This window comes from Burkholderia sp. THE68, from assembly GCF_009938265.1.
GTDB lineage: Bacteria > Pseudomonadota > Gammaproteobacteria > Burkholderiales > Burkholderiaceae > Caballeronia.
Map to the genome: position 1 here is coordinate 2762795 of NZ_AP022315.1, position 21928 is coordinate 2784722.

The following is a 21928-nucleotide window of genomic DNA, read 5'->3' on the forward strand; positions in this document are numbered from 1 at the left end:
TCGGCCGATTCAAAGTGGCTTCGAGTTGTCCCGTTTACGTGCACAACGCGTGCACATGTCATTCGCATGCATTCCGACGGGTTATCCACAGCACGCCGGGGACAACTACGCCGGGCCGATTTCTCCATGCCGCAAAGCGCGCAGCAAAAAGCGGGCTGGATCGATCGCTTCGGCTAGTTCGCGTTCGATGGGCCACGGCTCGCCTTCGATCTGCGCGGCGATCAGCTCGGCCGCGAGCGTCGCCCAGACAAGACCGCGCGAGCCGAACGCGAACGCGCCGTAGAGGCCCGGCATGCGCGGCAGATCGAGCGGCCACGCGCCCGACAGCCGGTGCGCCTCGCGGCGCGCGGCGGTTTCGTCGGCGAGCTGGCCGATCATCGGCATGCGGTCGCTCGTCACGCAGCGAAACGCGACCCGGCCCGCGCGCACGGTTTTCGGAGTGAGCGCGAGACCCGGCAACATGCCCGCGACGCGCTCGATATTCTCCCGATGCCCGGCGTCGCGGATGTCACGGTCGGGGTTGTCGATATCGTAGGTCGCGCCGATCAGCGTTCGCTGCGCGCCGAGCGGCACCGCATAACCTTCGCCGATCACAGGCATGCGCAATGCATCGAGCGCGCCCGCATCGAGCACGGTGAGCTGGCCGCGCACGCTGCGTGTCGGTGCGCCGTACAGCCCGGCGAGCCGCGCCGCATCGTGAGCATTCGCGAGCACGATGACCGGCGCGCGCGCGATCTCATCGCCGCTGGCGTCGAAGGCGCGCCAGAACTGGCCATCGTGCGCGATGCGGATGCCTTCGGTCTGCATGCGCGTCGTGATGTGCGCGGACGCATCGGCGAGTTGCGCCGCGCAGACCGCGGCCGGCGAGATCGCACCGCCGCGCGGAAAGAACCAGCCGCCGCGCGCGACCTCGATGCCGGCGAGGCGCGCTGCATCGTCGCGCGTGATCGGCTGCACATAGTCCGATGGATACGCGAAACGCGCGATGGCGGCGGCAAGGGCGTCGGCATCGTCGGCGGTGTCGGCGATCTGAAGCAGGCCGGCGCCGCTGCGCAAGAGGTCGTGCCGCGCATCTTCGAGCGACTGCCAGCGGCGTAACGCGTAGAGAAAGCCCGCGCGCGTGAGGCGTGCGGCGACGCTGTCGTCGCGCCAGACGATCGGATGAAACACGCCCGCCGGATTGCCCGATGCATCGCGCGCGGGCAACGCGTGGCGATCGATCAACGTGACGCGCCAGCCGCGCGCGGCGAGCCGCGAACTCATCGCGCAACCCGCGAGGCCCGCGCCGATCACGATGGCTTCGCGCACGTTCGCAGCGCAGGGAAGCGGCGGCTCGTGACGGCGCACGCGCCAGCGCGGCGCGAAGCGCGCGATGAGCCGCGCGTCCGTAGACGCCGATGAACACGCGAATCCCGACGCTTCCAGCGCCTGTCGCAATGGCGCATGAAGCGCGTCGGCTGCGCTCGCGCTGAGCGTCGCGCCGTCGCCAGCGAAGCGTGCGAGCGTCTTGCACAACGTGCGCGCGTCGCCGGTTGCATCGACATGGAATGCGTCGGCGCGCAGCCAGAGTTTCGACAGCAGCGCTTGCGTGTCGTCGCCGATGGCGAGCGTCAGCACCACGCGACCTTCGTCGAATTCGAGCCGATGCACACCCGGCACGCGCATCGGCCATGCGCGCGCGAGTTCGGCGGTGAGCGCTGGATCATCGGCGCAAGGCGGATCGTCCAGCGCGGCAAGCGGCGCGACAGCGACGACATGCAGCCGGTCGCACCGTTGCTCGTCGGCGCGCCAGCGCTGCCAGAGCGAGGGAAAGACGCTGAATGTCGTATCGACGAAAGTGAAGACGCGTCGATGCCGCCAGCGCGCGGGAAGATCGTGCGAAGCGAGAAGCAGGGATTCGGTCATGCTAAAGGTGAAGACACATCAGGCGGAAGACGACTTGGCGATAGCGCGCGCCGCGCCGTTCGCGGCGTCTTCGATCATCAGCGGTTCGAGTGCGTAGCCCGCGGCGCGCCATGCCGCGAGTCCGCCGAGCAGCGGCGCGACATCGGTGAAGCCATGCGCGGCCAGTTCCTTCGCGGCGAGCGCGGCGGAGACTTCGCTCGGACAATCGCAGTAGGTCACGAGCTTGCGGTCGCGCGCGATGCCGGCGAGTTGCGACGCGGCGTCGTCATGCAGGAGCAGGGCGCCGGGGATGGCATACGGATCCATCGCGCGACGTTCATGGCGGCGCACGTCGATGACGAGCGGCGGCGGCTCGCGCTCGAGCAGCGCACGCAACATCGCGATATCGATGCGCGCCATGCGCAGCCTGCGCAACAGCGACACGCGCTGCCACCAGCGCATGGCGAGATAGAGCGCGAGCGCGATGACTGCGAGCACCATCACGCCGCGCCCGAACAGGTCGAGCCAGGCGAGCGCGCTATCGACGAGATCCGCGAACATCGCGCCGAACGCGACGCCGATGCCTGACCACAGGATCGCGCCGAGCGCGTCATAAAAAAGAAAGCTGCCGAAGCCGATGCCGGTCGCGCCCGCGACGGGAATCGCGAGCGTCGACAAGCCGGGTATGAACTTCGATACGGCGAGAATGCGAACCCCGAAGCGTCCGAAGAAGTCGAGGCTGCGGTTCACGCAGGTATCGCGCGAGATGGAGAGCTTGCACAGGAAGCCGAGCACGCGGCCGCCGTGGCGGCGTCCGAGCCAGAACCAGAGCGTATCGCCGATGAGCGCGGCGATGCTGGCCGTGATGACGATCGCCGCGAGCGGCCCTGTTGCAGCCGATGGAAAGAGCTGCGGCAAGCCCGCTGCAAGGCCCGCCACATCGCCCGATGCAAAGCTCACCGAGACCGTGATGGCACCCGTCAAAACCAATGTGGGCAAGGCTGGGAGCGGCAAGCCGAGGCACTCGAGCAGAACGTTGGCAAAAACCAACGGCAGGCCATATTCGATGATCAGCTCGCGTAGCATGGATCGGACCCAGATGTGCTGCGCCAAAAAAACCGCCGGGAGCCCCAAAAATATAAGGGTAAATCTTTGAAACCCTTGTCCTGATTGGGTTTGCGCTGCGCTATCATACCAAGCGCCGCGTATAGAGGCGGCGAGAAGGCGACGAAGTGGAGCAACGCCGGTGTGATGGCGCGATAGAACGCCGATTCGTCGGGCGGGCATGCCAGAAGGCCGTCCCTACTCGACTGCACGGCTTGCGCACGTATAATCGGCGCGTTCGCGCTGTTCGTGTCAACCTAAACTGATAAAGGAACCTTAATGAACAAACAGGAATTGATCGACGCCGTAGCCGCTCAGACCGGCGCCAGCAAGGCTCAAACCGGCGAAACGCTGGACACGTTGCTCGAAGTGATCAAGAAGGCTGTCTCGAAAGGTGACGCAGTGCAGTTGATCGGCTTCGGCAGCTTCGGCTCGGGAAAGCGCGCAGCGCGCACCGGCCGCAATCCGAAGACCGGCGAGTCCATCAAGATTCCGGCCGCAAAGACGGTCAAGTTTACGGCTGGCAAGGCATTCAAGGACGCAGTGAACAAGCGGTAAGCTTCTTGCCGATTGTGCGGCTACCCAAGGTAGCCAGTTGGTCATAACCCGCCTTCGGCGGGTTTTTTTTCGGCTGCGGTTTGTGTCTGCTCAATGCCGATGATCGTCGCAATCGCAATCGGGACCATGATCGTGGTCGTGCTCATGGTCATGCTCATGGTCGTGATCCTCGACGTCCCATGCGGGGAACGGATCGGCGAAGCGTTGCCAGCCATCGGGGCCGAGCGCCCACTCGTCGTCGGTGAGAAGGCATGCATCGAACCGGTCTTGCCACGCGGCGGGATCGAGATTCAGGCCGATCAGCACCAGCTCCTGCCGTCGATCGCCGATGCTGTTGTCGTCCGGATCGCCATACCATTCCGCGACGATTTCCGCTTCCAGCTCGGGATCGTCCGTCGGCCATTCGCTGCGATCCTGCGCCGCCCACCACACGCCCGCCGGACCATGCCGCAGTGTGCCGCCCGCTTGCGATAGCGAACCGCCGACTTCGCTGCGCGTCGCGAGCCAGAAGAAGCCTTTTGCGCGCAGCACGTCCGGCCATTCCTCATGCAGCAGGTTCCACAGGCGCTCGGGATGAAACGGCCGGCGCGCGCGATACACGAAATGGCCGACGCCGAATGCATCCGGTTCATCGCTCGTCGGATGTTCGCCGTTGAGAATCGCGAGCCAGCCGGGCGCGCTCGCGGTCGCATCGAAATCGAAGCGGCTGGTGTTCAGCACGTCGGCGGGTGTGACGTTGCCCGACTGCGCGCGCAACTGAAGCGCGCGGGGATTCAGACCGTGCAGGATGCGCTCGACCTTTTCGACTTCGTCCGCGCTGGCGAGATCGACCTTGTTGATGACGATGACATCGCAGAATTCGATCTGCTCGACGAGCGTTTCGACCACCGTCTTGCCGTCTTCCTCATCGTGGCCTTCGTGATGCAGGCCGCGCTCGGCGAGCGAATCGGAGGAAGCGTAGTCGCGCATAAAGCTCGCGGCATCGATCATGGTGACGAAGGTGTCGAGATGTGCGCGGCCGGCGAGCGTCGCGTCGTCGTCGTCGCCGAAAGCGAGATGCTCGGCGATGCTCATCGGATCGGCGATGCCCGACCCTTCGACCACGATCGCATCGAAACGCTGCTGTTGCGCGATCCATGTAATCGCGCTTTCGAGCGCTTCCATCGACCGGTCGGCGAGCGTCAGCAGCAGGCAGCCGTTCGGCAGTTCCGTGGTTTCGCGATCCGCGCCGGACGCGGCCTTGCCGCAGGTCACGGCGCCGATGCGTACATCCGCGGCGTTGGCGAGCAGGGCATCGACGAGTGTGGTCTTACCCGCGCCGGTGAATCCCGATAGCACGGTAATGGGCAATGGCGTCTGGTTCATCGCAGTGGAGCGTAGCGGGGAAGGGAGCGCGCGAGCGCGAGCCCGCGCTGCCGTTCGGACGGCGCGGGCGATCGAATAGGGGATTTTGCATCAAATGCGCGCGGGCCGTGGCGCGCGCGAGGGGTGCGCCGCTGCGTCAGCGGGTGGCCTGAACCAGCTTCCAGCGGCGCAGGATCTCGATGATCTGTGCCGAATACTTGTCGCGTAGCGCGGGTGTTTCGGAATGGTAAGCACCGACCGCCTGCCACGAATTGCCATACTTGTTCATTTTCTGGCGCAGATGCCATGCGGCGACATACACGCTCTTGCACGGTTCCATCAGCGTGCCGCTCGAGATGCCGTACTGCGCCAGGGTATTGAGATGGATCGAGTTGATCTGCATCAGCCCGTAGTCGGTCGAGCCGTTGGCGTTCTTGTTGATGGCGTCGGGCTTGTTGTGCGATTCCTGCCACGCGATCGCGCGCAGGATGAGCGGATTGACCTTCTGGTATTTCGCCGCTTCGTCGAAGCAGTCTGCGTGTGCGGAGGCGGCCGCCAGCAGCGGCCCGCATATCGCAAATAGTCGCACGATTCTCTTCATCTTCTTTCTACTCCATCCGCACGCGCGGAACGCCATGCCGCCGTCGCGGCGCCTTGGCGCCACCGCCAACAAATCAACGCCCGCGGCCGGGTGGCATGGGGAAAACCCGCCCTTTCTGCAACCGCCCGGAATGCGGAACCGACCGTATCATACCGGCTGATGATTCGAGCCAAAAGTTGGCTATCAGACATACGTCCATGGCAACGACCGAGAAACCGCTTGCGCGCGAGCGCACCGGCAGATCCATCGGACTTGTTCTAAATGTATGAATAATAAGACTTCTGGACGGGTTACAATTCGGCTCCCGCGTGCATCGGCCCAACTCTGGAACAGCCCAGATACGGTCTATCGGCAAGTTATTCGAAAGCTTGAGAGCGCTGGAGCGGGTAATCGCACGAGCAGCGGAAGAGCGACCTGGTGCCACATGAATTGGCACAATTCCGTTACATGAAACTGTTATCGTCATATTTTTTAAAATGATCGCGGTGGCCGGGTCTGCCTGTCCTGCCGCGGTTGGCGGCGCGTTCGGCTGACGAACTGCCGCCTCAGCCGGCTCATGAAACACCGGCTCTGACATCACATCCATGAGAAGACAACCTATGGCACTGCGTCGCACGGCGACGGCACTGCTGGCGGCGGGACTTATCGTCGCGCAAGCCGCTCAGGCGCAAGTGACGTTGAATTTCGTCAACGCGGACATCGACCAGGTCGCGAAAGCGATCGGCGCCGCCACCGGCAAAACGATCATCGTCGATCCCCGCGTCAAGGGGCAGCTCAACCTCGTCTCAGAGAACTCGGTTCCCGAGGATCAGGCGCTGAAGACGCTCCAGTCGTCGCTGCGCATGCAGGGCTTCGCGCTGGTGCAGGATCACGGCGTGCTGAAGGTCGTGCCCGAAGCCGACGCCAAGCTCCAGGGCGTGCCGACCTACGTCGGCAACGCGCCGGCCGCGCGCGGCGATCAGGTGATCACGCAGGTCTTTCAGTTGCATAACGAATCGGCGAACAATCTTCTGCCGGTGCTGCGCCCGCTGATCTCGCCGAACAACACGATCGCTGCCTATCCGGCGAACAACACGCTCGTCGTCACCGATTACGCCGACAACGTGCGCCGCATCGCGGGCATTATCGCGGGCGTGGATACTGCCGCGGGCCGCTCGGTCGACATCGTCACGCTGAAGAATGCCAACGCGATCGACGTGGCCGAGCAGATGAACAAGCTGCTCGATCCCGGCGCCATCGGCAGCACCGATGCGACGCTGAAGGTCACCGTCACGCCCGATGCGCGCACCAACTCGCTGATGTTCCGCGCATCCAGCAGCTCGCGCCTCGCCGCGGCGAAGCAACTGGCGCAGAAGCTCGACGCACCCACGACGCAGCCCGGCAACATGCACGTCGTGCCGCTGCGCAACGCCGACGCGACGCGCCTCGCCAAGACGCTGCGCGCCATGCTAGGCAAGGGTAACAATAGCTCGGACAACACTTCGGGTTCGAACTCGAATACGTTCGGCCAGAGCGGCGGCGGCCTCAGCAATTCGTCGACGTCCACCGGTCAGTCGGGCATGCCGCCGCTGCCTGGCGGTCTCGGCGGCAGTTCGGGCACCAGCAACAATCCGATGACGGGCGGCTCGGGCAATCGCGATTCGAGCTTTTCGTCGAACAAGGACAACGAGTCCGGCAACGACCAGGGCGGCGGCATGATCCAGGCCGATTCCGCGACCAACTCGCTGATCATCACCGCGGCCGATCCGGTCTACCGCAACCTGCGCTCCGTGATCGATCAGCTCGACGCGCGCCGCGCGCAGGTCTACATCGAGGCGCTGATCGTGGAGCTTTCCGCGACCACCGGCGCGAACCTCGGCATCCAGTGGCAGGGGCTGTTGCTGTCGAACGGCGGCAATAACGCGGTGTACGGCAGCACGAGCTTCGGCAGCGGCAACACGAACATCGTCGATCTGACCTTGCAGGGCAACGCGATCGCGCAGAATCCGTCGGCGATCACGTCGACCAGCGGTCTGCTCGCGCAAGGCCTGAACATCGGTCTGCTGCACCGCTTCGGCAATCTGTTCGGGCTCGGCGGCCTGTTGCAGGCGCTGTCGACATCGGCGGATGCGAATATTCTCTCGACGCCTAACCTCATCACGCTCGACAACGAGGAAGCGAAGATCGTGGTCGGCCAGAACGTTCCGGTCGTGACGGGTTCCTACGCGACGCCGACCGCCAACGCCGCGACCTCGGTCACCGCGTTCAACACGTTCGACCGCCGCGATGTCGGCGTGACGCTGCACGTGAAGCCGCAGATCACCGACGGCGGCGTGCTCAAGATGCAGATCTATCAGGAAGATTCGAGCGTCGATCAAACCACGAAGACCGATCCCGGCGGCGTGACGATCAACACGCGTTCGGTGCAGTCGACCATCCTCGCGGACGACGGCGAAATCGTCGTGCTCGGCGGCTTGATGCAGGATCAGTACAACAACAACAACAGCAAGATTCCGCTGCTCGGCGACATCCCCTTCATCGGCAGCCTGTTCAGAAGCGAGAGCAAGACGCGCACGAAGACCAACCTGATGGTGTTCCTGCGCCCGGTGATCGTGCGCGATCAGGCCACTTCCACGCAGATCGCCAATACGCGCTACGACTATCTGCGTCAGCAACAATACGGCTCGACGACGGACAACCGTCTCATCAAGGATCAGAATGTGCCGGTGATGCCGCCGAAGCCGCTCGGTCCGAGCGAGGGCGGCGGCGCGCCGGCGCAGAATCTGCTGGACTGGAGCAACACGACGCGCGGCCCCGGCCCGAGCACGACGCTGCCGCAGAATCCGGACGCAGGCCAGGCGCCGCAGAACGGCGCGACCTATCCGGCGCCCGCGAACGGCGCGACGAACACCATGCCGTCCAACGGCGCGACCAACGCGCTGCCGGGCAACGCGGCGACGAACAGCCAACAAGGAGTGCGGCCGTGACCACGGTCAACGATGCAGCCGAGAGCGCGAACAGCGCGGCGTCGCCGCTGGCGGCCCGGCTCGTGCCCTACGGCTTCGCGCGCACTGGGCAGATCCTGCTCGCGCATCAGCACGCGGACGGCATCGAAGTGTGGATCAGCGAGCGCACCACCGACGCGGCGCTTGCCGAAGTCGCGCGCAATTTCGGCGCGCTGTCGATCGTGCGCAAGCCCGCCGACGAACTCGCCGCCGCGATCAACTCGGCGTACGCGCGCAACGACGGCAGCGCGGCGCAAGTGGTCGGCGAAGTGGAAGGTGAAGTCGATCTGTCGCGCCTGATGCAGGACATCCCGGAAGTCGAGGACCTGCTCGAATCCGAGGACGACGCGCCGATCATCCGCATGATCAATGCGCTGCTCACGCAGGCGGCACGCGAACAGGCGTCGGACATTCATATCGAGCCGTTCGAGAACGCGTCGGTCGTGCGCTTTCGCGTCGACGGCACGCTGCGCGATGTCGTGCGCCCAAAGAAGGCGCTGCACGGCGCGCTGATCTCGCGCATCAAGATCATGGCGCAGCTCGATATTGCCGAAAAGCGTTTGCCGCAGGACGGCCGCATCACGCTGCGCGTGGGCGGACGTCCGGTCGACGTGCGTGTGTCCACGCTGCCGACGGGCCACGGCGAGCGCGCGGTGCTGCGTCTGCTGGAAAAGGATGCGCAGCGCCTGAATCTCGAGAGGCTCGGCATGGCGCGCGACACGCTCGTCAACTTCGACAAGCTGATCGGCCGCCCGCACGGCATCGTGCTCGTGACCGGGCCGACCGGTTCCGGCAAGACGACTACGCTGTACGCGGCGATGTCGCGGCTGGAGACCACCACCACCAACATCATGACGGTGGAAGATCCGATCGAATACGATCTGTCGGGCATCGGTCAGACGCAGGTGAACGAGCGCATCGGCATGACCTTCGCGCGCGCGCTGCGTTCGATTCTTCGTCAGGATCCGGACATCATCATGATCGGTGAAATCCGCGATCTCGAAACCGCGCAGATCGCGGTGCAGGCTTCGCTCACGGGCCACCTGGTGCTCGCGACGCTGCACACGAACGATGCCGCGTCCGCCGTCACGCGTCTCACCGACATGGGCGTCGAACCGTATCTGCTGGCGTCGTCGCTGCTCGGCGTGCTGGCGCAGCGGCTCGTGCGGCAACTGTGTCCGGTGTGCAAGGAAGAGCGCACCGAAGACGACGGCACCAAGCGTTACCATCCGGTCGGCTGCGAGCGATGCGGCCAGTCGGGCTATGTCGGCCGTCGCGGCGTCTATGAACTGCTGCTGATCGATGACATCATTCGCCCGCTGATTCACCGCAACGCGGCGGACGCGGAGATTCTCGACGCGGGCCGCAAGCAGGGCATGCGTACGCTGCGCGACGACGGCGACCGCTGGCTCGCCGCGGGCGTGACGTCGCTGGAAGAAGTGCTGCGCGTGACGGGCGGGGAATAACGTATGCCGGCTTTTCGTTTCGAAGCGATCGATCACGCGGGCAAGACGCAAAAAGGCGTACTCGATGCCGACAGCGCGCGCGCCGCGCGCAGCCAGTTGCGCACGCAGGGGCTGACGCCGCTCATCGTCGAGGCGGCGGGCTCGCGCACGCGCGGCGAGCGTCAGCAACGGCTGTCGCTCGGGCGGCGTCTGTCGCAGCGCGAGCAGGCGATTCTCACGCGCCAGCTCGCGAGTCTCTTGATCGCGGGCCTGCCGCTCGGCGAAACGCTCGCGGTGCTGACCGAGCAGTCGGAGCGCGATTACATCCGCGAACTGATGGCCGCGATCCGCGCCGAAGTGCTCGGCGGCCATTCGTTCGCCAACGCGCTCGCGCAGCATCCGAAGGACTTTCCGGAAATCTATCGCGCGCTCGTGGCGGCGGGCGAGCACACCGGCAAGCTCGGGCTCGTGCTGTCGCGGCTCGCCGACTACATCGAGCAGCGCAACGCGCTCAAGCAGAAGATCATTCTGGCGTTCACGTATCCGGGCATCGTCACGCTCATCGCGTTCGGCATTGTCACGTTCCTGTTGAGCTATGTCGTGCCGCAGGTCGTGAACGTGTTCGCGAGCACGAAGCAGCAGCTGCCTTTCCTCACCGTCATGATGATGGCGCTCTCCGCCTTCGTGCGGAGTTACTGGTGGACGATGCTGATCGGCGTCGTGATCTTCGCATGGCTCGTGAAACGCATTCTCTCGCGGCCCGGGCCGCGCATGTCGTTCGACCGCTGGCTGCTCGGTGCGCCGCTCATCGGCAAGCTGGTGCGCGGCTATAACACGGTGCGCTTCGCCAGCACGCTCGCGATCCTCACCGCCGCCGGCGTGCCGATCCTGCGCGCGCTGCAGGCGGCCGGCGAAACGCTCAGCAACACGGCGATGCGCGAGAACGTCGACGACGCCATCATCCGGGTGCGTGAGGGCTCGTCGCTGTCGCGCGCGCTCGGCAACACAAAGACGTTTCCGCCCGTGCTGGTCCACCTGATCCGCTCGGGCGAAGCGACCGGCGACGTCACCACGATGCTCGACCGCGCCTCCGAAGGCGAAGCGCGCGAGCTCGAACGCCGCACGATGTTCCTGACGAGCCTGCTCGAACCGTTGCTGATTCTCGCGATGGGCGGCGTCGTGCTGGTGATCGTGCTCGCGGTGATGTTGCCGATCATCGAACTGAATAATCTGGTGCAGTGATGAACGCCCTTCAAACTCGTTTGCTCACGCTCGCCGCGCTCGCGCTCTTTTGCGTGACGTTGACGTACTGGGTCGTCACGCTGACCTCGCGGCAGACCGCGCCGCTGCCCGCCGCGGCGGCGACGCGCGCGCCGTCGGTCGAGCAGGCCGCGACCATCTTCGGCGGGCGGCTGGAGCGTCAGGCCAACTCGGACGTGCATCTGTTCGGCATTCTCGCGTTGCAGGGGGGAGCCGCGGCCATCGTGAGCTACGGCGGCGAGGCGGCGAAAGCCGTGTCGCTGGGCGGCCCGCTCACACAGGGCGTGAAGCTCTCTGAAGTGCGCGCGCGCTCGATCATCATCGATCGCAACGGCGTGAAGTCGGAGATCTTCCTGCCGCAGAATCCGCCCGGCCCGACGATCTGGGTGCGCTGAGCGTGACGCGATGCCTTGCGTGAATCCGAATCACGCGACGAAAGCGGATCGATAGAATGTGCGGCGGCTTCGGCAAGACAGGAAGCCGCGCGATTTTTTTCAATCATCACCGGGCATGAGGCCCGGAAACGATATTTTCAATTCAAGAGGTAGCAGTCATGCAAATGTGGACACAACGCCGCATGCGAATTCAACAGGCTCAGGCGCAAGGGCGTCGCCAGCGCGGTTTCACGCTGATCGAAATCATGGTCGTGATCGCGATTCTCGGCATTCTCGCCGCGCTGATCGTGCCGAAGATCATGAGCCGCCCGGACGAGGCGCGCCGCGTCGCCGCGAAGCAGGACATCGGCACCATCATGCAGGCGATGAAGCTCTATCGCCTCGATAACGGCCGTTATCCTACGCAGGAGCAAGGCTTGCGCGCGCTGATCGAAAAGCCGTCGACCGAGCCGGTGCCGAACAACTGGAAGGACGGCGGCTATCTCGAGCGCCTGCCGAACGATCCGTGGGGCGGCCAGTATCAGTATCTGAATCCGGGCGTGCACGGCGAAGTCGACGTGTTCAGCTACGGCGCGGACAACAAGGCGGGCGGCGAAGGCAATGACGCCGACGTCGGGTCGTGGCAGTAAGCCGTCGGCGCAAGACATCGTGAACGGGCATTCGCCGGCGCGTCGTCAGGCCGGCTTCACGCTGCTCGAAATGCTCGTCGTGCTGGTGATCGCGGGGCTGCTGGTGTCGCTCGCGTCGCTGCAACTGACGCGCAACCCGCGCACCGATCTCAACGAGGAAGCGCAGCGTCTCGCGCTGCTGTTCGAATCGGCGGGCGACGAAGCGCAGGTGCGCGCGCGGCCGATCGCGTGGCAGCCGCTCGACGGCGGCTTTCGCTTCGACATCCGCACGGAAGACGGCTGGCGCCCGCTGCGCGACGATCTGCTGCGCCCGCGCCGCTGGGAAGGCGGCGTGACCGGCGTGACGATCAATTTCCTCGATTCGGACAAGTCGGTGAACCGGCTCGTGTTCGGCACCGAAGCCATCGACGCGCCGATGGAAATCACGCTGATTTCGCCGGCGGGCCGCGTGACGATCGTCGGCAGCGGCAGCGGCCGTTTTCAGGTGCGATGATGCGCAAGGCTCGTCGACATCAGCGCGGTTTCACGATGATCGAAGTGCTCGTCGCGCTGGCGATCATCGCGGTGGCGCTGGCCGCGTCGGTGCGCGCGGTCGGCTCGCTCGCGACGGGCGAAGCGGACCTGCACCGGCGGCTGCTCGCGGGCTGGAGCGCGGACAACGAACTCGCGCAGTTGAGGCTTTCGCATCAGTTTCCGGCGATCGGCTCGCGCAGCTTCGACTGCTCGCAGGGCAATCTGAAACTCACCTGCACGCAGCGCGTGAGCCAGACGCCCAATCCGATTTTCCGGCGCGTCGAGATGTTCGTCGCGACGCCGGGCCGCTCCGGTTATCTGGCGCAACTGGTCACGGTGGTGGCGAATGAAACGAACCGCTCGCTCTGAGCGCGGCTTCACGCTGCTCGAAATGCTGATCGCGATCGCGATTCTCGCGGTGCTCGCGGTGTTGTCGTGGCGCGGGCTCGATTCCGTGATCCGCGGCCGCGCGACCATCGAGAACGCGATGCAGGACGAACGCATCGTCGCGCAATTGTTCGACCAGATGCGCATCGACGCGCGTCAGGCCGCCACCGACGACGAAGCGGGCCAGCCCGCCGTGCAGATCGGCAACGGCTCGCTGCAGATCGTGCGTGGCGTGTTCGCGCCGGGCACGGCGCCGCGCCTGCAGGTGGTGCGTTACCGGCTCTCGAACAGCCGGATCGTGCGCTATGCGTCGCCGCCGCTCGAGAACGTCGGCGAAGTGCGGCGCGCGTTGTCGTCGGCCGATACGGCGGACGGCTGGAGCTCGATTCCCTTGATGGGCGGCGTGGCCTCGCTCGCGACGCGCGTCTACATTCCGGAAAAAGGCTGGACGACGAGAATGACCGACGTGTTCTCGCAGATCAACCAGAACGACAACAACCTGAAAGTGCCGCAACTGGGCAACGCGCCGCTGGCGCGCGCGGTGTCGGGTGTTCAGGTCGCGGTCGGCGCGCGCACGCTGGCGACGCCGCTCACGCGCGTGTTTCTGGTCGGAGAATGAGCATGCGCGCGATGAACCGGAAAAAGCAGCGCGGCGTTGCGATCATCAGCGCGTTGCTGGTCGTATCGCTGGCGGCCATTCTCGTGTCGGGCATGCTGTGGCGTCAGCAGGTGCAGATTCGTCGCATCGAGAATCAGCGGCTGCTCGCGCAGGCGCAATGGATTTCGCGCAGCGCGCTCGACTGGACGCGTCTCATCCTGCGCTCGGAAGCCGATACCTCGCCGACGGTCACATACCTCGGCGGCGTGTGGGGCGTGCCGATCGCGAAAACGAAGCTGTCGGACTTTCTCGGGCAGATCGGCGAAGTGCGCGCGCAACAGGGCGCGTCCACGTATCTGTCTGGCTCGATCGAGGACGCGCAGGCGAAGTTCAATCTGCGCAACCTCGTTTCGACGCCGACGCCCGGCGTGCTGACGATCAACGTCGCGCAGATTCAGGCGTTCCAGCGGCTGCTCGCGATGCTCGGCATCAACGGCTCGCTCGCGAAAACCGTGGCGCTGCAGATGCGCGCGGGCCTTGCGCGCTCCGCGACGCGTTTCCAGACGCAGACCGGCAACAGCGCGACTTCGGCCACCGGCACGAGCACGGAAGCGACGATCGCGGCGCTCGCGCAAGGCGGCACGGGCGGCGGCAACTTCACCGACGATCCCGGCCTGAAGGATGCCGACAACAACGCGCCCGTCGCGCCCTTGCAGATGATCAGCGTCGATTCGCTGCTCGACGTGCCGGGCTTTTCGGCGGAAGCGGTCGCGAAGCTCCGGCCGTTCGTCACCGTGCTGCCGACGACGGCCGCCGTAAATATGAACACCGCGCCCGCCGAAGTGATCGCGGCCGTGGTGCCCGGCATGAATCTGTCGCAGGCGCAGGCGTTCGTCGCGCGCCGCGAGACGGTGTTTTTTCACGATATCGGCAACGTGCAGCTCGCGCTGACCGGCGCGGGCGTCAAGACCGTGTCGACCGATCCGAGCGAAATGGACGTCACCACGAAGTATTTCGTGATCCACGGGCGCGTCGAGCACGAACGCGCGCAACTGGAACGCACGACGCTCGTGTATCGCGATCCGACGACGCATACGACGCGCATCGTCTACACACGCGACTCGCTGTGAAGACATGCCGTTGTCATTGATGAGAGGAAGTGGCCTTTGAGCACACTGATCGTTCTATTACCGCCGCGCGATCCCGCGGTGCGCTCGGAAGAGTGGCATCTGCCGGATCTGCCGTTTCTGCTGCTCGACAAGCGCGGCGAGCCGCAACGCATCGGCCGCGCGGCGCTCGGGCTGCTGCCGCGCGCGAGCGCGACGGTGCTGATCGTCGCCGCGCGCGACACGCTGTTGCTCGCCGCCGCCGTGCCGCCGCTCAAGGGGCCGCGCTTGCGGCAGGCGCTGCCGAACGTCGTCGAGGATCAGCTGATCCAGGACCCGCAGACGTGCCACGTCGCCGTCGATCCGGTCGAGCTCGCCGATGGCAAGCGCGTGGTCGCCGTGATCGATCGCGGCTGGTTCCGCTTCGTGGTGGGCGCGTTCTCGGGCGCGGGGCACCGCAACGTGAAGGCGGTGCCCGCGATGCGCTGCCTGCCGGCTCCGGTTCCGGCAGCGAGCGTCGAAGGCGAGGAAACGGCAGTGCTGCCGACGCCGTTCGTCGCGGGCCTGCTCGGTCATGTGGTGTCGACCGCGCCGGCGCTGATCGGCGAGCTGGCCGCGCCTTCGCCCGCATCGCTGGGCGCGCCGCGCATCGAGATCGCGATCGCGCGTGGCGAACGCTCGGCGCTCGGCGAAGGTCTCGCGCTGCCCGCCGAGTCGATCGAGGCGACGCTCGCCGCGCTCGCGGGCGATCATCCGGTGACGCTGTATTCGCTCGTCGATCTGCCCGGCGACGAGCCGCGCCTGTCCGGCTCGCGCAATGCCGCCGCGGCCGTCGCGGGCGCGTTGCCGGTCGGCTTCGAAGCGCTCGCGCGCAATGCGCTCGCGAGCCGCTTCGACCTGTGCCAGTTCGAATTCGCCGCGCAGCCGTGGCGTCTCGACCGCGCGACGATGCGGCGCCTGCGCGTGCCGATCGCGCTCGTGGCGGCGTCGATCGTCGTGTCGATCATCGGTATCAACGTGCAATGGCTGCAGCTTGCGCGTCAGCGCGACGCGATCAGCGCGCAGGAAACCGAACTGCTGCTCAACGCGTTCCCGAAGACGACCGTCGTGCTCGACGCGCCCGATCAGATGGCGCGCAATCTCGATCGGCTGCGGGTGGCGTCGGGCGAGCTTTCGCCGTCGGATTTCCTGTCGCTGGCAGACGGACTCGCGCGCTCGCTCGCTCCGGTGCCGGTGAATGGCGTCGCGGGACTCGATTATCGCGATCGTCATCTGGAAGTGACCTTCAAGCCGGAAACCAAGGTCGATCCCGACCTTTCGAAGCGCCTCGCCGCCAATGGCCTGAACGGTTCGATCGATAGCAACACCGGCAAATGGACCATCAGGAGCGCCCAATGAAAGCGGAAATCGGACGTTCACTGTCGGAATTCTGGGAAGCGCGCACGCCGCGCGAGAAGACGCTCCTCATGTGGGGCGGCCTCGCGCTTGGGCTCGTGCTCGTGTATCTCGTGCTGTGGGCGCCTGCTTACGAAGGCCGCGCGCGGCTGCGCGACAGCTTGCCGACGATGCAGCGCCAGCTCGCGACGATGACCGCGCAGGCCAATGACGCGCGTTCGCTCGCGCCCGCCACCGAAGGCGTGATGCCGACGGGCGGCGCGTTGCGCGATGCACTCGCGAAGTCTCTAGCGGACAACGGCATGCAGCCGACACAGGTTCAGGTGATCGGCGCGGCCGTGCAGATTCAGTTGAAGAACGCGTCGTTCCCCAACTGGACGATGTGGCTCGACGACGCGCGCAAGCAGTTCAAGGTGCAGGTATCGGAGGCGCACGTCACGGCGCTGAAGCCGGATGGCCAGGTGGATCTGACGGCGTCGCTGCAACCGGCCGGCACGAAATGAGTTACTGGACGCGACGTATCCGGCTCGCATTGCCGGCGCTTTTCGTGATGGTGATATCGATCGCCGGCACGCTGCTCGTGATGCTGCCTGCCGCGTGGATCGTGCCGCAGTTCTCGAAGTCGACGGGCGGCCACGTCAATCTGGTCGATCCGGCGGGGTCGCTGTGGCGCGGTTCGGCCACGCTGATGCTCGCCGCGGGCAGCGACGGCGCGGGCGCTACGTTGTTGCCGGGGCGCGTCGAATGGACGACATCGTTCCTGCCGTTGTTCACCGGGCGCGTGCACATGACGATGCGCCAGACCGAAGCGATGCCCGACGCGGTGACCGTGGACGCCACCACGCGTGGCGCGACGATTACGGCGGGTCAGATTGCTGTGCCGGCGACGCTGCTTGCGGGCCTCGGCGCGCCGTTCAACACGCTGGATTTCGATGGCAGCGTGCGGCTCTCGTGGACCGAATTCCGTTTGCTGAACCGCAACGCTTACGGGCAAGTGGTCGTCTCACTCGACGATATGGCTTCGCGGGTGTCGCGAGTCAAGCCGCTCGGTTCGTATCGTGTCGCGCTGCAGGCGCAGGGCGCATCGGCGACGATCGATCTGTCGACGAGCAAGGGGCCGTTGATGCTCAAGGGCGACGGCGTGATTTCACCGGGTACGACGGGGTTTCAGGGTACGGCGACGGCCGCGCCGGAGCAGCGCGAAAACCTCGCTGGGTTGCTGAATCTGCTCGGCCGGCATACTGATCCGGATACGGTTGCGCTGACCTTCATGCGTTAGGGAATCCAGACGGTCAACGATTGGCCGTTTGCGTCCCGCTCACACCAGACGCAGCCGCGACGGGCGCTTCCACCGCACCCGTCTCGCGATCCATCTGCGCAACATCCCACCCGCCGCCGAGCGCCTTCACCAGCCCCACCGACGACACCATCCGCTGCCCCGCGATATTCGCGAGCTTCTGCTGCGCGGTGAACGCGGTGGTCTGCGCGGTCAGCACGTTGATGAACGCGACCGTCCCCGCCTTGTACTGATTGTTGATGATCGCGAGCGCCTGCTGCGCCGATTCGACAGCCTGCTGCTGCACGACGATTTCCCGCTCCAGAATGCGCAACGACGCGAGATTGTCCTCCACGTCCTGGAACGCCGTCAGCACGGTCTGCCGATAAGTCGCGACGTTCTGGTCGTAAGCAGCACGCGCGGCGTCGGTGCGCGCGGCACGCAGGCCGCCGTCGAAAATCGTTGCAGCGATGTCCGGTCCGAGCGTCCAGAAACGCGACGGCGCGCGCAGCAACTGCGACAGCACCGAGCTTTCGAAGCCGCCTTGCGCGGAGAGCGTGAGTGTCGGGAAGTACGCGGCGATTTCGATGCCGATCTGCTCGTTCGCCGCCGCTGCCTTGCGCTCGGCTGAGGCAATATCCGGGCGGCGCTCGAGAATCGCGGATGGCATTTGCACGGGCACCGTGGGCGGCGTCGCATCGAGCGGAATCGGCGGTATCGAGAACGTGGAAGCCGGCTCGCCGACGAGCACCGCAATCGCATGTTCGAATTGCGCGCGCGCGACGCCGTTGTCGATGGCGGACGCCTGTGCGGACTGCAATTGCGTCTGCGCCTGAATCACGTCCGAGCGCGCGACGATGCCCTGCGCGTACTGATTCTGCGTGAGCTTGAGCGATTGCTCGTAGGCCGCGACGGTTTCGTCGAGGAGCTTTTGTTGCGCATCGAGCGCGCGCAACTGGAAATAGCTTTGCGCAAGCGTGGCCTGCGCGGACAGACGCGCGTTCGCGAGATCGGCGGCCGCGCCTTCCTGGCCCGCCTTCTGCGCGGTGACCGTGCGCGAGACGCTGCCCCACAGGTCCGGTTCCCAGCTCGCGTCGAGCGAAAGGCTGAACTGGTTGTTGACCGAACCCTGCTGGCCGAAGCTGGAACTGTTGGTCGACCGGTTGCCCGTGCCGGTTCCGGAACGCGACGCCGACGCCGCTGCGCCGATCGTCGGGAAGTACGCCGCGCGCGCCTCGCCGACGAGCGCGCGTGCCTGACGATACGCGGCCGCGAACTGCGCGATGCTCTGGTTCGCCTGATTCACGCGCGTTTCGAGCTCGTTGAGGCGTTCGTCGTTATAGATGGTCCACCAGGTGCCGCGGTCGATCTGGTCGGCGGGCTGCGCGACTTTCCAGCCTTCGGGCGCTTCCTTGTAACTGGCCGGGACCGTCGTCGTGGGGCGCTGATAGTCGGGCCCGACCGCGCAGCCGGCGATGAACATCGCCAGCGTGGCGGCAAGCGCCGTGGCGGTCAGCCGGCGCGGGACGGCGAAAGCGGGAAGGGCGGGGCGATACGGCATCTGCTTGTCGAAATTCCTGTCGGCGCGGCTCCGTTCGAAGCGACGGACGCGATCAGCCGAGATGGTAACGGAACGCGGCGCACGCTCGATGCGCGCGCCGAGCGTTGTCGGGCAGACGTTAGCGTAACGGGTTCACCGTAAGGCGGGTGTTACGCGACGGCGGGAATCGGTTACGACGCGTTACGGGGAAGCGCTCGTGCGCCTTACGCGCCGCTTGCGCCGCCGCTTCCGGGACACGAGGAGCAGGGCGCGGGGACCAACGGTCGCACCGAAGACGCCTTCTTCGGCGCGGAAGCCGCCGTCTTGCGCCGTTGCCGGTTCTCGAACCATCCCATGCCGAGCACCGCGAACGAACCGCCCGGCAGCAAGAATACGATCAGATACAACGCGAGTTTCCACGAACTCAGCTTCGGCGGGACGAAGTGACGGGAAGCGTTGGCGATCGTGCTGCTGATGGGGCCGAAGCGTCGGCGGGCGGTGCGAACAAAGCGGGTCATTTGAAGGTCCTTCGGGCGTCGCAGAACGACGGCTGGCGATCAGAACATGGTCTCGAATTGCGCATCACGCGCGTAACTCAGTGCATAGAATAATATTGACTATGCAACTACTTTTCAAGATACTGCCGATTGCTTTTTCGCAATTATCGGCTTCACGGGGGCGCGGCGCAGTGTCGCAACCCCGCAACAGCCGTTTGACCGATGTCGCATGAACAGCGAACCGCTTTACGATCCCGCCACGATTCAGCTCGAAACGAGCCTCGGTTATTTCCTTGCCAAGGCGCGCAACGTGCTCGTCATGCGAACCGATCAGGCGCTCAAGCCGCTCGATCTCACGTCGCCGCAGATCGGCGTGATCCTGCTGCTTGCGTCGGGACGCGCGCGCACGCCGCTGGAACTGTCGCGCGAGATGTCGTATGACAGCGGCTCGATGACGCGCATGCTCGACCGGCTCGAAAAGAAAGGCTTCGTGAGCCGGGCGCGCAGCGAGGCCGACCGCAGGATGGTCGAACTGAGCCTGACCGAGCGAGGGCGCGACGCCGCCGCGCGCCTGCCCGCGATCGGCGCGGCCGTACTCAACGAACAACTGGAAGGTTTCAGCCACGCGGAGCTGGCGTTGTTGATCGGCATGCTCACGCGCATCATCGGCAACTCGCCGATGGCCGTTTGCGCGCCGTGCGGGCTCGACGAAGATTTGCCCTGATTGATCGGACGAAACTGGCGTTTCATTGCGCAGATTTCGCTGTCTGGGCAGAGAATGCCTCGACAATAAATAGTTTGCGTGCGATGCGTGCTTTCGGCATCGTCGGCGCATGGAGAAAACGAAGAATGTCCACATCCGCGACGAGCACGCCCGCCACGCCGCCCGCGCCCATGCCGCTCACCGGCGGAATCCTCGCCCTGCTGACCATGGGCCTCGCGCTAGGCACGTTCATGGAAGTGCTCGACACGTCGATCGCGAACGTCGCGGTGCCGACCATTTCCGGTAGCCTCGGCGTGGCGACGAGCGAAGGCACCTGGGTGATCTCGTCGTATTCGGTCGCGTCCGCCATCGCGGTGCCGCTGACCGGCTGGCTCGCGCGCCGCGTCGGCGAGGTGAAGCTCTTCACGATTTCCGTGCTGCTGTTTTCCGTCGCGTCCGCGCTCTGCGGCCTCGCGCACAACTTTCAGTCGCTGATCGCGTTCCGGTTGTTGCAGGGTCTCGTCTCCGGCCCGATGGTCCCGCTGTCGCAAACCATCCTCATGCGCAGCTATCCACCGGAAAAGCGCGGGCTCGCGCTCGGCCTCTGGGCGATGACCGTGATCGTCGCGCCGATCTTCGGCCCGGTGATGGGCGGCTACATCACCGATAACTTCACGTGGCCGTGGATCTTCTACATCAACGTGCCGATCGGCATGTTTTCCGCGGCGATCGCGTACTTCCTGCTGCGCGGCCACGAGACGAAGACGACCCAGCAGCGCATCGACGGCGTCGGGCTTGCGTTGCTGGTGATCGGCGTCGCAAGCCTGCAGATGATGCTCGATCTCGGCAAGGACCACGACTGGTTCAGCTCGAACTTCATCGTGACGCTGGCGATCGTCGCGGCGGTGTCGCTCGCGTTCATGTTCGCGTGGGAGCTGACGGAGAAGGAACCGGTGATCGACCTGTCGCTCTTTCGCGACCGCAACTTCGCGATGGGCGTGCTCATTACGTCGCTCGGCTTTCTCGCGTTTTTTGGATCGGTCGTCGTGTTGCCGCTGTGGCTGCAAACCGTGCTCGGCTACACGCCGTGGCTCGCGGGCCTCGCCACCGCGCCGGTCGGCATCCTCGCGCTGGTGCTCTCGCCGCTCATCGGGCAGAACATGCATCGGCTGAATCTGCGCGTGGTCGCGAGTTTCGCGTTCCTCACCTTCGCGTTCGTGTCGCACTGGAACTCGACCTTCACGCTCGACACGCCGTTCCACGAGATCATCTATCCGCGTCTGATTCAGGGCATCGGCGTCGCATGCTTCTTCGTGCCGATGACGACCATCACGCTCTCCAGCGTCTCCGACGAACGGCTCGCGGGCGCGGCGGGGCTGTCGAACTTCCTGCGGACCTTGTCGGGCGCGATCGGCACCGCGGTCAGCACGACTTTCTGGGAAAACGGCATGATCCGCCATCATGCGCGGCTCACCGAGTCGGTCACGCCGTATTCGGCGGGCACGACGGCTTATTCGGATCTACTTTCGGGACTCGGTCTGTCGGGACAGGCGCTGACGGCGCAACTGGATCGCGTGGTGTCGGCGCAGGCGTACATGATGTCGACCAACGACTTCTTCCGCATTTCGTTCTATGCGTTTCTCGTGCTGGCCGTGATGGTCTGGCTGACGCGGCCGAAGAAGGGCGCGTCAGCCACGATGGGTCATTGA

General features: G+C 65.5%; 21 protein-coding genes. 15 read left to right on the top strand and 6 right to left on the bottom strand.

What is annotated here, in order from left to right:
- Positions 1-105: 105 nt before the first annotated feature.
- Together mnmC1 and BTHE68_RS13120 are read right to left on the bottom strand one after the other, a co-directional pair.
- Positions 106-1905, bottom strand: a complete 1800-nt coding sequence (gene mnmC1, locus BTHE68_RS13115) for an FAD-dependent 5-carboxymethylaminomethyl-2-thiouridine(34) oxidoreductase MnmC1 (RefSeq protein ID WP_162066652.1) — start codon at positions 1903-1905, stop codon at positions 106-108.
- Between the two features lie 18 nt (positions 1906-1923).
- Complete coding sequence (locus tag BTHE68_RS13120) at positions 1924-2970, bottom strand: VTT domain-containing protein (RefSeq protein ID WP_162066653.1); 1047 nt, start codon at positions 2968-2970, stop codon at positions 1924-1926.
- A gap of 297 nt (positions 2971-3267) precedes the next feature.
- On the opposite strand from BTHE68_RS13120, the gene BTHE68_RS13125 reads away from it, so the two are divergent.
- Entirely contained in the window at positions 3268-3546 is a 279-nt protein-coding gene (locus BTHE68_RS13125) for an HU family DNA-binding protein (protein ID WP_008352404.1), read from the top strand.
- 90 nt (positions 3547-3636) lie between these two features.
- Here BTHE68_RS13125 and BTHE68_RS13130 read toward each other — a convergent pair whose 3' ends face one another.
- Together BTHE68_RS13130 and BTHE68_RS13135 are read right to left on the bottom strand one after the other, a co-directional pair.
- Entirely contained in the window at positions 3637-4911 is a 1275-nt protein-coding gene (locus BTHE68_RS13130) for a GTP-binding protein (RefSeq protein ID WP_162066654.1), read from the bottom strand.
- Positions 4912-5047: 136 nt separating this feature from the next.
- Complete coding sequence (locus BTHE68_RS13135) at positions 5048-5491, bottom strand: lytic transglycosylase domain-containing protein (protein WP_061174317.1); 444 nt, start codon at positions 5489-5491, stop codon at positions 5048-5050.
- Between the two features lie 599 nt (positions 5492-6090).
- On the opposite strand from BTHE68_RS13135, the gene gspD reads away from it, so the two are divergent.
- The 12 genes from gspD (at position 6091) to BTHE68_RS13195 (ending at position 17482) form a co-directional block, all read left to right on the top strand.
- On the top strand, positions 6091-8457 hold the full coding sequence (gene gspD, locus BTHE68_RS13140) for a type II secretion system secretin GspD (RefSeq protein ID WP_162066655.1): 2367 nt from the start codon (positions 6091-6093) through the stop codon (positions 8455-8457).
- Entirely contained in the window at positions 8454-9941 is a 1488-nt protein-coding gene (gene gspE, locus BTHE68_RS13145; RefSeq protein ID WP_162066656.1) for a type II secretion system ATPase GspE, read from the top strand. Before gspD ends, gspE begins: the two co-directional genes overlap by 4 nt.
- A gap of 3 nt (positions 9942-9944) precedes the next feature.
- On the top strand, positions 9945-11162 hold the full coding sequence (gene gspF / locus BTHE68_RS13150) for a type II secretion system inner membrane protein GspF (protein ID WP_162066657.1): 1218 nt from the start codon (positions 9945-9947) through the stop codon (positions 11160-11162).
- A complete protein-coding gene (locus BTHE68_RS13155) occupies positions 11162-11575 on the top strand; it encodes a hypothetical protein (protein ID WP_061174104.1) in 414 nt (137 codons plus the stop codon). Before gspF ends, BTHE68_RS13155 begins: the two co-directional genes overlap by 1 nt.
- A 158-nt stretch (positions 11576-11733) precedes the next feature.
- Positions 11734-12204, top strand: a complete 471-nt coding sequence (gene gspG / locus BTHE68_RS13160) for a type II secretion system major pseudopilin GspG (RefSeq protein WP_162066658.1) — start codon at positions 11734-11736, stop codon at positions 12202-12204.
- Complete coding sequence (locus BTHE68_RS13165) at positions 12176-12697, top strand: GspH/FimT family pseudopilin (RefSeq protein ID WP_232077883.1); 522 nt, start codon at positions 12176-12178, stop codon at positions 12695-12697. The genes gspG and BTHE68_RS13165 overlap by 29 nt, the downstream gene beginning before the upstream one ends.
- The gene (gspI, locus tag BTHE68_RS13170) at positions 12694-13086 is read left to right on the top strand and encodes a type II secretion system minor pseudopilin GspI (protein ID WP_502710559.1); all 393 of its coding nucleotides are present in this window, start codon (positions 12694-12696) and stop codon (positions 13084-13086) included. Before BTHE68_RS13165 ends, gspI begins: the two co-directional genes overlap by 4 nt.
- Entirely contained in the window at positions 13064-13723 is a 660-nt protein-coding gene (locus tag BTHE68_RS13175) for a PulJ/GspJ family protein (protein ID WP_162066659.1), read from the top strand. Before gspI ends, BTHE68_RS13175 begins: the two co-directional genes overlap by 23 nt.
- Positions 13720-14832: a type II secretion system minor pseudopilin GspK gene (gspK, locus tag BTHE68_RS13180; RefSeq protein WP_162066660.1), complete on the top strand. Its 1113-nt coding sequence runs from the start codon at positions 13720-13722 to the stop codon at positions 14830-14832. Before BTHE68_RS13175 ends, gspK begins: the two co-directional genes overlap by 4 nt.
- A gap of 36 nt (positions 14833-14868) precedes the next feature.
- Complete coding sequence (gspL, locus tag BTHE68_RS13185) at positions 14869-16206, top strand: type II secretion system protein GspL (protein ID WP_162066661.1); 1338 nt, start codon at positions 14869-14871, stop codon at positions 16204-16206.
- On the top strand, positions 16203-16706 hold the full coding sequence (locus BTHE68_RS13190; protein WP_162066662.1) for a type II secretion system protein M: 504 nt from the start codon (positions 16203-16205) through the stop codon (positions 16704-16706). The genes gspL and BTHE68_RS13190 overlap by 4 nt, the downstream gene beginning before the upstream one ends.
- A complete protein-coding gene (locus tag BTHE68_RS13195) occupies positions 16703-17482 on the top strand; it encodes a type II secretion system protein N (RefSeq protein ID WP_162066663.1) in 780 nt (259 codons plus the stop codon). Before BTHE68_RS13190 ends, BTHE68_RS13195 begins: the two co-directional genes overlap by 4 nt.
- A 13-nt stretch (positions 17483-17495) precedes the next feature.
- Here BTHE68_RS13195 and BTHE68_RS13200 read toward each other — a convergent pair whose 3' ends face one another.
- Positions 17496-19040 carry an efflux transporter outer membrane subunit gene (locus tag BTHE68_RS13200; RefSeq protein ID WP_162066664.1) on the bottom strand — a complete coding sequence of 515 codons (1545 nt, stop codon included), beginning with the start codon at positions 19038-19040 and terminating at the stop codon, positions 17496-17498.
- A 203-nt stretch (positions 19041-19243) separates the two neighbouring features.
- Positions 19244-19537 carry a hypothetical protein gene (locus BTHE68_RS13205; protein ID WP_162066665.1) on the bottom strand — a complete coding sequence of 98 codons (294 nt, stop codon included), beginning with the start codon at positions 19535-19537 and terminating at the stop codon, positions 19244-19246.
- A 208-nt stretch (positions 19538-19745) separates the two neighbouring features.
- Between BTHE68_RS13205 and BTHE68_RS13210 the strand changes: the two genes are divergently transcribed.
- Positions 19746-20240: a MarR family winged helix-turn-helix transcriptional regulator gene (locus tag BTHE68_RS13210; RefSeq protein WP_162066666.1), complete on the top strand. Its 495-nt coding sequence runs from the start codon at positions 19746-19748 to the stop codon at positions 20238-20240.
- A gap of 125 nt (positions 20241-20365) precedes the next feature.
- Positions 20366-21928, top strand: coding sequence for a DHA2 family efflux MFS transporter permease subunit (locus BTHE68_RS13215; RefSeq protein ID WP_162066667.1), 1563 nt, complete (start codon positions 20366-20368; stop codon positions 21926-21928).

Bases quoted from the DNA above. Each gene is read 5' to 3' on its own strand.
- mnmC1 (WP_162066652.1), bottom strand. From the start codon at position 1,905: ATGACCGAATCCCTGCTTCTCGCTTCGCACGATCTTCCCGCGCGCTGG.
- BTHE68_RS13120 (WP_162066653.1), bottom strand. From the start codon at position 2,970: ATGCTACGCGAGCTGATCATCGAATATGGCCTGCCGTTGGTTTTTGCC.
- BTHE68_RS13125 (WP_008352404.1), top strand. From the start codon at position 3,268: ATGAACAAACAGGAATTGATCGACGCCGTAGCCGCTCAGACCGGCGCC.
- BTHE68_RS13130 (WP_162066654.1), bottom strand. From the start codon at position 4,911: ATGAACCAGACGCCATTGCCCATTACCGTGCTATCGGGATTCACCGGC.
- BTHE68_RS13135 (WP_061174317.1), bottom strand. From the start codon at position 5,491: ATGAAGAGAATCGTGCGACTATTTGCGATATGCGGGCCGCTGCTGGCG.
- gspD (WP_162066655.1), top strand. From the start codon at position 6,091: ATGGCACTGCGTCGCACGGCGACGGCACTGCTGGCGGCGGGACTTATC.
- gspF (WP_162066657.1), top strand. From the start codon at position 9,945: ATGCCGGCTTTTCGTTTCGAAGCGATCGATCACGCGGGCAAGACGCAA.
- BTHE68_RS13155 (WP_061174104.1), top strand. From the start codon at position 11,162: ATGAACGCCCTTCAAACTCGTTTGCTCACGCTCGCCGCGCTCGCGCTC.
- gspG (WP_162066658.1), top strand. From the start codon at position 11,734: ATGCAAATGTGGACACAACGCCGCATGCGAATTCAACAGGCTCAGGCG.
- BTHE68_RS13165 (WP_232077883.1), top strand. From the start codon at position 12,176: ATGACGCCGACGTCGGGTCGTGGCAGTAAGCCGTCGGCGCAAGACATC.
- gspI (WP_502710559.1), top strand. From the start codon at position 12,694: ATGATGCGCAAGGCTCGTCGACATCAGCGCGGTTTCACGATGATCGAA.
- BTHE68_RS13175 (WP_162066659.1), top strand. From the start codon at position 13,064: ATGAAACGAACCGCTCGCTCTGAGCGCGGCTTCACGCTGCTCGAAATG.
- gspK (WP_162066660.1), top strand. From the start codon at position 13,720: ATGAGCATGCGCGCGATGAACCGGAAAAAGCAGCGCGGCGTTGCGATC.
- BTHE68_RS13190 (WP_162066662.1), top strand. From the start codon at position 16,203: ATGAAAGCGGAAATCGGACGTTCACTGTCGGAATTCTGGGAAGCGCGC.
- BTHE68_RS13195 (WP_162066663.1), top strand. From the start codon at position 16,703: ATGAGTTACTGGACGCGACGTATCCGGCTCGCATTGCCGGCGCTTTTC.
- BTHE68_RS13200 (WP_162066664.1), bottom strand. From the start codon at position 19,040: ATGCCGTATCGCCCCGCCCTTCCCGCTTTCGCCGTCCCGCGCCGGCTG.
- BTHE68_RS13205 (WP_162066665.1), bottom strand. From the start codon at position 19,537: ATGACCCGCTTTGTTCGCACCGCCCGCCGACGCTTCGGCCCCATCAGC.
- BTHE68_RS13210 (WP_162066666.1), top strand. From the start codon at position 19,746: ATGAACAGCGAACCGCTTTACGATCCCGCCACGATTCAGCTCGAAACG.
- BTHE68_RS13215 (WP_162066667.1), top strand. From the start codon at position 20,366: ATGTCCACATCCGCGACGAGCACGCCCGCCACGCCGCCCGCGCCCATG.